At 65.9% G+C, this 11,644-nt stretch carries 10 protein-coding genes and 1 tRNA gene; 2 read left to right on the top strand and 9 right to left on the bottom strand.

Going from position 1 to position 11,644, the window contains the following annotated elements:
* Positions 1–99: 99 nt before the first annotated feature.
* From thrB to argS, 5 genes are all read right to left on the bottom strand, one after another.
* A complete protein-coding gene (thrB, locus tag AC5RWU_RS10175) occupies positions 100–1,038 on the bottom strand; it encodes a homoserine kinase (protein ID WP_494028131.1) in 939 nt (312 codons plus the stop codon).
* A 135-nt stretch (positions 1,039–1,173) separates the two neighbouring features.
* On the bottom strand, positions 1,174–2,277 hold the full coding sequence (gene thrC, locus AC5RWU_RS10170; protein ID WP_494027882.1) for a threonine synthase: 1,104 nt from the start codon (positions 2,275–2,277) through the stop codon (positions 1,174–1,176).
* Positions 2,278–3,624, bottom strand: coding sequence for a homoserine dehydrogenase (locus AC5RWU_RS10165; RefSeq protein WP_494027883.1), 1,347 nt, complete (start codon positions 3,622–3,624; stop codon positions 2,278–2,280). It abuts the gene before it with no gap.
* Positions 3,625–3,633: 9 nt separating this feature from the next.
* Positions 3,634–5,082, bottom strand: coding sequence for a diaminopimelate decarboxylase (lysA, locus tag AC5RWU_RS10160; RefSeq protein WP_494028132.1), 1,449 nt, complete (start codon positions 5,080–5,082; stop codon positions 3,634–3,636).
* A gap of 11 nt (positions 5,083–5,093) precedes the next feature.
* Positions 5,094–6,734, bottom strand: coding sequence for an arginine--tRNA ligase (gene argS / locus AC5RWU_RS10155; protein ID WP_494027884.1), 1,641 nt, complete (start codon positions 6,732–6,734; stop codon positions 5,094–5,096).
* A 203-nt stretch (positions 6,735–6,937) separates the two neighbouring features.
* Between argS and AC5RWU_RS10150 the strand changes: the two genes are divergently transcribed.
* Both AC5RWU_RS10150 and AC5RWU_RS10145 read left to right on the top strand, forming a co-directional pair.
* Complete coding sequence (locus AC5RWU_RS10150; RefSeq protein WP_494027885.1) at positions 6,938–7,684, top strand: YceI family protein; 747 nt, start codon at positions 6,938–6,940, stop codon at positions 7,682–7,684.
* Positions 7,685–7,815: 131 nt separating this feature from the next.
* A tRNA-Arg gene (locus AC5RWU_RS10145) sits at positions 7,816–7,888 on the top strand.
* A gap of 169 nt (positions 7,889–8,057) precedes the next feature.
* On the opposite strand, the gene catC is transcribed toward AC5RWU_RS10145, so the two are convergent.
* From catC to AC5RWU_RS10125, 4 genes are all read right to left on the bottom strand, one after another.
* Positions 8,058–8,354 (bottom strand): muconolactone Delta-isomerase, encoded by a 297-nt coding sequence (catC, locus tag AC5RWU_RS10140; RefSeq protein ID WP_494027886.1) that lies wholly within the window; start codon positions 8,352–8,354, stop codon positions 8,058–8,060.
* 35 nt (positions 8,355–8,389) lie between these two features.
* Complete coding sequence (gene catA, locus AC5RWU_RS10135) at positions 8,390–9,250, bottom strand: catechol 1,2-dioxygenase (RefSeq protein ID WP_494027887.1); 861 nt, start codon at positions 9,248–9,250, stop codon at positions 8,390–8,392.
* A gap of 92 nt (positions 9,251–9,342) precedes the next feature.
* Positions 9,343–10,398 (bottom strand): mandelate racemase/muconate lactonizing enzyme family protein, encoded by a 1,056-nt coding sequence (locus AC5RWU_RS10130; RefSeq protein WP_494036977.1) that lies wholly within the window; start codon positions 10,396–10,398, stop codon positions 9,343–9,345.
* Entirely contained in the window at positions 10,313–11,362 is a 1,050-nt protein-coding gene (locus tag AC5RWU_RS10125) for a LysR family transcriptional regulator (protein WP_494027889.1), read from the bottom strand. The genes AC5RWU_RS10130 and AC5RWU_RS10125 overlap by 86 nt, the downstream gene beginning before the upstream one ends.
* Positions 11,363–11,644 lie beyond the last annotated feature (282 nt).

The following is an 11,644-nucleotide window of genomic DNA, read 5'->3' as shown; positions in this document are numbered from 1 at the left end:
CAGCTGTCCAACCGGACGAATCTGTTCTTGTAACAAATTGTCCGAATAACCCGGTCCGGAAATCTTCCCCAGGGAACTATACGGATATCCGGATGGTTACTACCGTTGGTGCACTTCTACTTTAGCACCTTCCGTATCCACGTTCAGACGCAGCACACGCCATGAACCGGGGCCGCCTGCGGCTTCGAGGTAATCCGCGATCGCTGCCTGGATCCGCCCCGCCTGCGCCGGGCTGGACGCAAGCGTCATGACCGTCGGCCCGGCACCGGATATCACCGCGGCGTAGCCGAGTTCCCGCAGGTGCTTCATCAGGGCGGCGCTGGCCGGCATTGCCTCAGCGCGGTAATCCTGGTGCAGGCTGTCCAGCGTCCCTTCCAGCAGCAGCTGCGGCTCCTGGACCAGCGCATGGACCAGCAGGGCGGCCCGGCCGGCGTTGGCCGCCGCGCTCTGGTGCGGAACCGAGGACGGCAGCAGGGCGCGGGCCGCTTCGGTGGACAGTTCGACGGCGGGAATCGCCACGACCGGGACAATCTCCGGATGCACTGCAACCCGGGTGCTGCCGAACTCACGGCGGCCTTCCCACGAAATCGCCAGGGCTCCGGACAGCGCGGGAGCGACGTTGTCCGGGTGCCCCTCCAGCGACGAGCAGAGCTGGAGCACCGCCGTGCCGTCCATGCGGACCGGTGCGGGCAGGAGTGCATTGGCCGCCAGCACACCGGTGACGATGGCGGAGGCTGAGGAGCCCAGCCCCCGCCCATGCGGGATGACATTGCGTGCCTGCAGCGCCAGGCCCGAAGCGCCATAACCGGCGCGGTGCAGTGTATCCAGGATGGTCCGGACGACCAGGTGCGAGGCGTCGCGCGGCACATCAGCCGCGCCTTCCCCTTCGACATCGACGGTAATGCCGTCGGCCCCAGTGGTCCGCACCGTCACCGTGTCGTAGAGGCTGACCGCCAGGCCCAGGCTGTCGAAGCCCGGGCCGAGGTTGGCGCTGGTGGCCGGCACGGTGACCGTGACAGCCTGTCCCGGTTCGACCATGTCTGCTGGTCCAACCGCATGTCCGGCCGGCTGCCTGTCCAGGCTCACTGCTGTTCCTTCACTGCTGATAATGGCTAACTCCCGAATCGCCGATGGCCAGGTGCGGTGCGTTGGGCCGCCCTGCGGTGGAAAGCGTCAGCTTTCCAGGCCCAGTGCCCGGGCGACGCTGACGACGTCGTACTCCACCTTGGTGGGCTGGACCTCGGAACCGTCCTCGGTCCGCAGGGCCCACTGCGGGTCCTTCAGTCCGTGGCCGGTCACAGTGATGACGATGATCTTGCCGCTCGGAGCCTCGCCGGCCTTGTGCTTCTTGAGCAGGCCCGCGACGCCGGCCGCGGAGGCCGGTTCCACGAACACGCCTTCACGGGAGGACAACCAGCGGTGGGCTGCGAGGATTTCCTCATCCGTCACCGAGTCGATGAGGCCCCCGGACTCGTCCCGGGCGGCGATGGCCATATCCCAGGACGCCGGGTTGCCGATCCGGATCGCCGTGGCAATGGTGTCCGGTTCCGTGATCGGGTGGCCGGCCACTAACGGAGCGGCGCCGGCTGCCTGGAAGCCCCACATGGCCGGGGTCCTGGTCGCCACGGACGGCAGGACGGCGCCGGCAGCGGTGGTGTAGGGCTGGCTGTACTCCTTGTAGCCCTTCCAGTAGGCACTGATGTTTCCGGCGTTGCCCACGGGCAGCAGATGGTAGTCCGGCGCGTCGCCCAGGTAGTCAACGACTTCGAAGGCACCGGTCTTCTGACCTTCGATGCGTGCGGGGTTGACCGAATTCACCAGGAACACCGGGTACGCCTCCGCCAGTTTGCGGGCGACGTCAAGGCAGTCGTCGAAATTGCCTTTGACCTGCAGCAGTTCGGCGCCGTGGGCGATCGCCTGGCTAAGCTTGCCCATGGCGATTTTTCCGTCCGGCACCAGCACTGCGCACGTGATGCCGGCCTGGGTGGCGTAGGCCGCGGCCGACGCGGAGGTGTTGCCGGTCGAGGCGCATACCACTGCCTTGGCCCCGGATTCAACGGCCGCAGTCATGGCCATGGTCATCCCGCGGTCCTTGAAGGAACCGGTGGGGTTCATGCCCTCGACTTTGAGGTAGACCGTATTGCCGGTCAGCTCCGAGATGGCCCGGGCGTGGACGAGCGGGGTGCCGCCTTCGCCCAGGGTAATGATTTCGGTCCGGTCGGTCACCGGCAGTCGATCGGCATATTCGCGGATGACACCGCGCCATTGATGGGCCACTTAGATTCCCTCTACTCGGATTACGGAGGTGACAGACTTGACGACGTCCAGGCCCCTGATGGCCTCAACGGTGGCGGCCAGCGAGGCATCCGAGGCACGGTGCGTGACGACGCGCAGGAAGGCGCTGTCAGATCCGTTTCCCGGGCCGGCGGCCGGCTGGCCCGCCGCTTCGGCTGCACCGTGCTGCACCGACTGGCGTATGGTCTCGATGGACACGCCGTGGTCAGCGAAGACCTGGGCGATCGTCGCCAGCACGCCGGGCGTGTCCCGGACCTCGAGCCCCAGCGAATAGCTGGTGACCACGGATTCCATGCCCAGCGCCGGAACCTTCGACCTGGCGCTCTCGGTCACGCCGGGACCGCCCAGGACGCGGCGGCGTGCCGCGCTCACGACGTCGCCGAGGATGGCCGAAGCCGTGGGCCTGCCGCCGGCGCCGGCGCCATAGAACATCAGGGAACCGGCGGATTCGGCCTCGACGAAGACTGCATTGAACGCCCCGTGCACGGCGGCCAGCGGATGCTCGCGCGGCAGCAGGGTGGGGTGCACGCGGACGCTGATGCCGGCGTCGTCCTGGCCCTTGGTGCCTCGGATCTGCTCACAGATCGCCAGCAGCTTGATGACGTAGCCTTCATCCTTCGCGGCCGCGATATCGGCCGCGGTGACCTTCGTGATCCCCTCGCAGTGCACCTTCTTCAGGCTGAAGCGGGTGTGGAAGGCCAGGGAGGCCAGGATCGTGGCCTTCGCCGCCGCATCGAGGCCCTCGATATCGGCGGTCGGGTCCGCCTCAGCGAAGCCCAGCCTCTGGGCATCGGCCAGGGCGTCTTCGAACTGGGCGCCGGTGCTGTCCATCTGGTCGAGGATGTAGTTCGTGGTGCCGTTGACGATGCCCAGTACGCGGGTGATCTTGTCCCCGGCCAGGCTGTCCCGGATGGGGCGGATGATCGGGATAGCGCCTGCGACCGCGGCCTCGTAGGCCAGCTGGACCCCGGCGGCGTCAGCCTTCTCGTAGAGCTTCGGGCCGTGCTCGGCCAACAGCGCCTTGTTGCCGGTGACCACAGCGGCACCGTTCTTGATGGCCGCGGTGATCAACGACTTGGCCGGTTCGATGCCGCCCATCAGCTCGATGACGATGTCCGCGCCGACAATCAGTCCTTCGGCGTCGGTGGTAAAGAGGGAACGGTCCAACTGCACTTCGCGCGGCGCATCCGGATTGCGCACCGCAATGCCGGACAGTTCCAGCCGCGCACCGACCCGCTCGGCCAGCAGATCCGCATCCTCAAGCAGGATGCGCGCAACCTGGGAACCTACATTGCCACAGCCCAGCAGTGCTACTTTCAGTGTCTTCATTAAGGTCTTTCAAGCTCCCATATCGCGTGCCAGCAGATCGTCTTCGGTTTCGCCGCGGATGATCAGCCGGGCGTTTGAGTTGCTGACAGCAATGACCGGAGGACGCGCGATGTAGTTGTAGTTGCTGGACAGGGCCCAGCAGTACGCACCCGTTCCCGGCACTGCAAGTAGATCACCGGCTGCTACATCCTCGGGCAAATATACATCTCTAACAACAATGTCCCCGCTCTCGCAATGTTTGCCCACCACACGGGACAGTACCGGGGCAGCCGCCGAGCCACGGGAGGCAAGAACCGCCGAATAATCCGCGTCATAGAGCACCGGACGGGCGTTGTCACTCATGCCGCCGTCCACCGAAACATAACGGCGCGGATACGTAACACCGGCCTCGCCGGCCACCGGGGAATCGACATTCACGGTCTTGATGGTGCCTGCTTCATACAGGGTGAAGGTAGTGCTGCCGACGATGGCGCGGCCCGGCTCGATCGAAATCCGCGGCACCTTCAGGTTGAGCGCGGCACAGGTGGAGCCAACGACGTCGGCCATCGCCTGGGCGATCTCGGCCGGCGGCCGCGGGGTGTCCTCCTCGGTGTAGGCGATGCCGTAGCCGCCGCCGAGATCCAGTTCGGGCAGTTCGACGCCGTGGACGGCCTTGATTTCGGCCAGGAAGCTGAGCAGCCGCTTGGCTGCCAGGGCGAAGCCCTCCGGTTCGAAGATCTGCGAGCCGATGTGGCAGTGCAGGCCGAGCAGGGTGATGCCCGGGTTCGCCAGCGCCGCGGCGACGCCACGGGCGGCAGGCGAGAGGCCGCCGTCGTCCGCTGCCATGGACAGGCCGAACTTCTGGTCCTCATGGGCGGTGGCAATGAATTCGTGCGTGTGCGCGTGGACGCCCGGGGTCAGGCGCAGCATGACATTCGCGGTGGTTCCCCTGGCCGATGCCAGCGCGCCCAGGCGGTAGAGCTCCGCCAGGCTGTCTACGATGATCCGGCCCAGCCCCATGTCCAGCGCGCGGTTGAGCTCGGCGTCGGACTTGTTGTTGCCGTGCAGGCCAAGGTTCGCGCCGTCCAGGCCGGCCCGGGCGGCGACGGCCAGTTCCCCGCCGCTGCAGGTGTCCAGGCGCAGCCCCTCCTGGTCCACCCAGCGGGCAATTTCGGTGCAGAGGAAGGACTTGCCTGCATAGTAGACGTCGACGCCACCGCACAGGTCCTTGAAGGCGGCGTCGAAGGAGTCCTTGAAGGCCCGGGCGCGGGCGCGGAAATCCGCTTCGGAGACAACGAACAGCGGCGTGCCGTACTCCTCGGCAAGCTGCTTGACGGGCAGGCCGGAGACGGTGAGCTGGCTGTCGCCGCCGCGTCCGACGTCCTGGGCCCACATGACCGGCCGCAGCGCATTGACGTCCGCGGGGACGCTGAGCCATTCGGGGGCCAGCGGTGAGGCGGTGGCGGGGGTTGCCGCGATGTCCACGCAGCTCACATCCTTTCCGGGGCGGAAACACCCAGCAGGCCCAGGCCGTTGGCCAGCACCTGCGAGGTGGCGCTGTTCAGCCACAGGCGGGTGCGGTTGAGGTCGGTGATTTCCTCGTCGCCGAAGGGAATGATGCGGCAGGCGTCGTACCAGCGGTGGTAGGCGCCGGCAATCACCTCGAGGTGGCGGGCCACGCGGTGCGGCTCGCGGAACTTCGCCGCCTGGCCTACGACCGACGGATAGGCGCCCAGGTGCGCCAGCAGCTCGGATTCCGTGGGGTGGTCCAGTCGGGCGCCGTCGAAGGCGGACCGGTCGACGCCGGCTGCTTCGGCATTGCGTCCGACGGCGCAGGTCCGGGCGTGGGCGTACTGGACGTAGAACACCGGGTTGTCGTTTGTGTTCTTCTTCAGCAGCTCCGGATCCAGCGTCAGCGGCGAATCGGCCGGGGAGCGGCCCAGCGAATAACGCACGGCGTCCTTGCCGAGCCAGCTGATCAGGTCCCGCAGCTCGATGATGTTTCCGGCCCGCTTGGACAGCTTGGCTCCGTTGACGGACACCAGCTGGCCGATCAGCACCTCGATGTTCTTCTCCGGGTCGTCGCCTGCTGCGGCCGCGATGGCCTTGAGCCGGCCGATGTAGCCGTGGTGGTCCGCACCCAGGAGGTAGATCTTCTCCGGGAAGCCGCGGTCCTTCTTCGACAGGTAGTAGGCTGCATCCGCGGCAAAGTAGGTCGGTTCGCCATTGGCCCGGATCAGGACGCGGTCCTTGTCGTCGCCGAAGTCCGTGGTGCGCAGCCAGACGGCGCCGCCGTCATCGAAAATGTGGCCCTGTTCGCGCAAGCGGGCCACGGCCTTTTCGATGGCCCCGTTGCGGTGCAGGTCCTGCTCGGAGAAGTAGACGTCGAAGCTGACATCGAAGTCATGCAGCGTCTGGCGGATCTCCTCCATCTGGGCCTGATAGGCGGCATGGCGCACGATCGGCAGCGCGGCGTCGTCGGTGAGTTCGCGGATGTCCGGATGCTGCTGAAGCACCTTCCGGCCCAGTTCCACAATGTATTCGCCCGGGTACCCGCCTTCCGGCACCTCCCGGCCGTGGATGCGAGCCAGCACCGACGAGGCGAAGGTGTCCATCTGGGAACCCGCGTCGTTGATGTAGTACTCCGTGGTGACATCCGCACCGCTGGCATGCAGCACGCGGGCGATGGAGTCGCCGAGCGCAGCCCAGCGGGTGTGGCCGATGTGCAGCGGGCCCGTGGGGTTCGCGGAAACGAATTCCATGTTGATGACATGCCCGGCCAGCGAATCGTTGTTGCCGTAGGCGGAGCCGGCCTCCACGATGGTCTTGGCCAGCTCCCCCGCCGCCGCCGCGTCGACGGTGATGTTCAGGAATCCCGGTCCGGCGATCTCGACCTTGGACACACCGGGCATTTCACTCAGCCGGGAGCTGAGCAGCTGCGCAACCTGGCGCGGCGGCACCCCTGCCGGCTTGGCCAGCTGCATGGCGATGTTGGTGGCCCAGTCTCCGTGCTCGCGGTTCTTCGGCCGCTCGACCCGCACTTCCCTGGGCAGTTCGACGGCGAGTTCACCGGCGTCGATGGCGTCCTGGAGGCAGGCGGATACAGCGGCAGAGAGTTCTTCTGGAGTCACCCCCCTAGCCTACCGTCGCCGTATCCACCCGGTTAAATCCCGCCCGCCTGCCGTCCCGGGCCGGTCTTGCAGCACGGTGATCTTCCTCACGGGGAGCACGTATCCGGGATTTCCGTGAACCTTGCACCCTCAAGTAGTCGTTGTAGCGGGTGTCCCGTCCCATTGGCCCCCCCTGACCCGCAATCACGCCAAGGAGCACGACCGTGAACAATTCCACCAAGAAACGCCGGCTTCCGTGGATCATCGGAAGCCTGGCCGCCGTGGCCCTGCTGGTCCTCGGCGGAGTCTTCCTCTACGCCAGGTTCCTCGCCCCGGCACCCGAGGAGGAACTGGCCCTGCCGCAGTCGGCTGCCGCCAGCACCACTGCCGCTGGCACCACCCCATCCGGTACCACCCCATCCGGCACGGATGTCGGCCAAGCCACCGATCTCTCCCAGCTCAACGGCCAATGGAGCATTTCCACCGGCTCGCAGGCCGGCTACCGGGTTGACGAAGTCCTGTCCGGGCAGCCGGTTACCGTCGTCGGCCGCACCTCGGAAGTTACGGGAGATGCCGTCGTCGCCGATGCAGCCCTGACCGACGCCACGATCGAAGTGGAACTGGACAGCGTCGCCACCGACAATGCCTCGCGTGACCAGTTCTTCCACAGCACGCTGCTCGATGTCCCGAAGAACCCGGTAGCCACCTTCACGCTGACCGATCCGGCACCGCTGGCTGCCCTGGCGGACGGAACGACCGCAACGGTTCCGCTCACCGGCGAATTGACCATCGCAGGCGCAACCCGGCCGGTCGCCTTCGATGCCCAGGTCCAGACCGACGGCGACCAAGTCCAGGTGCAGGGCCAGATTCCGATGGTGTACGCCGACTACGGAATCACCGCACCGGACCTCGGCTTCGTGAAGGTGGAGCCGGAAGGGGTCGTGGAGTTCCTGGTGACCTTGGCCAGGTAGTTCCCGCCGGCGCAGCCCGGAGCCAGCCTGCGCCGGCGTATGGCGGCCTCCAGTTTTCGCGTGTGCCGCCGCACCTGCTAAGCTCTATCTGTCCCATTGGGGATCGGCACTTGGAAGTGCCGCCGGATCCCGCCCTCGTAGCTCAGGGGATAGAGCGTCTGCCTCCGGAGCAGAAGGCCGTAGGTTCGAATCCTATCGAGGGCACCCTGGTCCCCCCGCAGCACATGCCGCGGGGGGACTTCGCGTTTTCCTGCTTCAAACACCCCGCGAAACGGGTGATGGTAGAGGCACCTCGTCCGGGTGCACAAAAGCCCGGGTCCACCGGCATTATGCCGATGGACCCGGGCCTGCGTCCCCCGCCGGGGAAAGGAAACTACCGTGCTTCGTCCAGCAGTGCGATATCCGACGGGTGGACTGCCAGCGGCGTCACCTCGATGTCCATGTAGGGGAACAACGGCAGGCCCCACAGAATCTCATGCAGCCGCTCGTTGTCCTTCACATCGAAGATGCTGATGTTGGAGTACTGCCCCACGCAGCGCCAGATATGGGCCCATTCGCCGGCCTTCTGCAGTTCGTGCGAGTAGGCCTTCTCCCTGGCGATCGTGTCCGCCTTGACCTGCGGGTCGAGGTCCTGCGGAATATTGACATCCATCTTTACCGAAAACAGCACGGTTTTCCCTCCTCGTTGGTTGGCTGGCCTTCAGCTTAGGCGTTGGCCGGATCCAGTACGAAGTCGTACGTGACCTCGCGGCCGTCACCATTGCCCGTGGGAGTCGGGTCCAGGACCAGCTCCGGCTTGACGGCGGAAGCGATGTCGTCGGAGAGGTGGGCGTCGCCGGTGAAGTACAGCTGGGCGGTCAGCAGCTGGTGGCCGGGGGCCGAGACCTTCAGGTGGATGTGCGCCGGGCGCCAGGCGTGCCAGCCGGCGGCGGCGATCAGCTTGCCGCACGCGCCGTCGGTCGGGATCTGGTACGGCGCCGGCTGGATGGTGTTGATCTGGAAGTTGCCGTTTTCATCGGCAACGACCGTGCCGCGCAGGTTCCACTCCGGCAGGCCCGGGGCGAACTGCGAGTAGAAGCCGTAGTCGTCGGCGTGCCACATCTCAACATGCGCTCCGGCCAGCGGCTTACCGTCGGTGGACCGGACCTGGCCCTGGAACAACAGCGGGGTGCCCTTCTCATCCTCGCGCATGGGCAGGGTGGCGGGAGTCTCAAGCTTCGGGGACTCCGGAATGTAGTACGGACCCTCGATGGTGCCCTTGTTGCCCTCGCGGTCCTCAGTGGCAACCTCTTCGACCACATGCTCAACCCAGACATCGAGGAACAGCGGCCATTCGCCGTCTTCGCCCACGTTGATCAGCCAGGCCTTCAGGGCGTTGTACTCGTCGTAGGTGACCTTGTGCTTGCGGATGGCCTCGTAGACCGCGTTCAGGACCTCACCGGCCAGCAGGGAGACCCGCTCCTTGGGAACGTCCAGTCCGGCCGTCTTGCCGCTTTCGCGGAAGCGGTCGGTGGCTGCATTGCCGGACTCGGCTGCCTTCGCGTCGAATTCCGTTTGCTGCGTCATTGTCATGCTCCATTCGTAGGTCCTGCCCCCGCCAGTGTTGATGGCGGTAGGGCGGCGGACGGACTTGTACTGCGGATAGGGTTTCGGCAGGGTCAGTTCCCCAAATCCTGCCGGTATCTTGCGAGCTTGTCGGGATCGATATCGATTCCGATGCCCGCGGCCTGCCGGACGGCAAGAGTGCCGCCCGAAATCTGAAGGGGTTCGGCCAGCAGGTCGTCGGACATGTCCAGGAAGTTGGACAGTTCCCCCGCCCGCTGCGTAGTCGACTTGAAGGCGGAGCCAAAGACCACTGAACACAGCGTGCCGATCTGGCCATCGATCTGGTTGCCGATCACGACCTCCACACCGAGTCCCTCGCACTGGTAGAGGACGCGCTGGGAATAGGTGAAGCCGGTACGTGCCGTCTTGATGCTGATGGCGTTCGCCGCGCCGTTGAGCAGTTCGCGCGTGACCTCACCGGGCCTGGTAGCGCTTTCGTCCGCTACGAAGGGGATGGGGCTTTGCTCCACCAGCCATTTGCGTCCGAGCACATCGTCCGCCGGGCACAGCTCCTCAGCCAGCGTCAGGTCGAGGTCGTCCATGGCGCGCAGGGCGCGCATGGACTCGGATGCAGACCACCCCCGGTTGCCATCGATATACAGCTCGACGCCGTCCCCCAGTCCTTCGCGGAGCGCGCGGCATACGTCGACGTCCAGCATGAACGGGCGGCGTCCGACCTTGACCTTGAAGGTGGTGATCCCATATGTATCCCGCATCCGCTCCGCCTCGGCCACCATCTTGGCCGGCTCATCGAAACCGAGCATGTGGGACACGCGCATCCGGTCGGAGTAGCCGCCCAGCAGGCGGGTGACTGGCTGCTGCAGCGACTTGCCGATAACATCCCAGACGGCCATGTCCACGGCGGCCTTGGCCGTGGGATTGCCGACCGTGCGGTTGAGGATGGCGTGGATGGATTCACGGTCCAGGCAGGACAGCCCGACGATTTCAGGGGCGAAGACCTTTTCCACCACCGCGGCGATGGATTCCTGGGTTTCCCCGTAGGTGAAGGGGCGCGGCGGAGCTTCAGCCTGCCCGACAATCCCGTCCTCGCTGTGGACCCTGACCAGGATGTGCGAGGCCACGTGCACCTCGCCGCTGGCGAAGCGCAGCGGCTTCCGGTACGGGATGGCGAAGGGAATCGCCTCTATTCTGGTGATTTTCAAGAGAATCCTCCGGGGAATTTGCAGTAATAAAGACGTTGTTTTCTTCGAGGACGTCCAGGAAGGTCCGCAGCAGCGGTGATTCATCGCCCGCCCGCCAGGCGAGGGCCAGCTCAACGGATTCTGCATCCTGGACCGGCCTGTAGACAACGCCCTCCAGTGCCAGACCCTGCACCGATTCCGGCACCAGCGCGGCGCCAAGGCCGGCGGCAACCAGCGACAACAGCGTGGATGTCTTCGCGGCCTCATGCTCCACTCGCGGATAGAAATCCGCGGCCAGGCAGCTGCGGACAATGGCATCGTTCACCACCGACCGGGAGGAGGCCGGATACATGATGAAGCCTTCCCCGCGCAGGTCTCCCACCGCCACGATCGGCTGTTCCGTCAGCCGATGGTGCTCCGGCAGGGCAAGGATCAATGGCTCCCGGGCGATCGTGCGCCACGAGATCCCGTCTTCACGGGTCGGCGGACGAAGGACCGCTGCGTCCAGCTCCCGGTCCACGAGCGCCAGCTCCTGGGCCGGCGTCAGCATTTCCGTGTGCAGGTCCAGGACGACGCCGGGCATTCGGCTCTTGACCAGGCGCGCAATTTGGGGCAGCTGCCGGTACGACGCGGATCCGGTAAATCCGATCCGAAGCGTACCCAGCTTCCCTTCCGCGAACCGCCGGACCCGGAGCGTGGAATCCTCCACCGCCTTCAGGATCCTGGTCGCGTCGCCATAGAAGACCTCTCCTGCCGCGGTCAGGTTGACCTGGCGGGTGGTGCGGGCAAACAGTTCCACCCCAAGCTCCGCTTCCAGCTGCCGGATCTGCTGGGACAGGGGCGGCTGGGCCATCCGCAGCCGCTCCGCCGCCTGGCCGAAATGACGGGTCTCGGCGACGGCCACGAAGTAGCGCAAGTGCCGTAGTTCCACCGGTCCACCGCCTTCCTGCCAATCCTGCCTGGGTCCTGGCCCGCGTCGAACCAGCCGAACCGGCGGCGCCGGAAGAAGTGATCCCAGCCACACGAGTGTGTGATATCGACCCATCCTAGAGCTCATTTTCAGTCAAAACAAATAGGTAGTCACCCGGTATTGGGATCTATTGCATATCAATCAGGCCCCTAGTCAACCCTAGGCAAATACCTAGTGTGACCGCCGCCACGTCGATGGGAGGGTGGTAGCCAGCCAGTTTTGGCCGACCGAACGTTCGGCGAT

It is taken from the genome of Arthrobacter sp. B0427-1-12, from assembly GCF_059092905.1.
Note: the sequence above shows the minus strand (reverse complement) of the source record. Positions and strands in the feature narration are given on the sequence as shown.

Coding starts and splice junctions, on each gene's coding strand:
- thrB (WP_494028131.1), bottom strand. CDS start 1,038: ATGGTCGAACCGGGACAGGCTGTCACGGTCACCGTGCCGGCCACCAGC.
- catA (WP_494027887.1), bottom strand. CDS start 9,250: ATGACGCAGCAAACGGAATTCGACGCGAAGGCAGCCGAGTCCGGCAAT.
- AC5RWU_RS10165 (WP_494027883.1), bottom strand. CDS start 3,624: ATGAAGACACTGAAAGTAGCACTGCTGGGCTGTGGCAATGTAGGTTCC.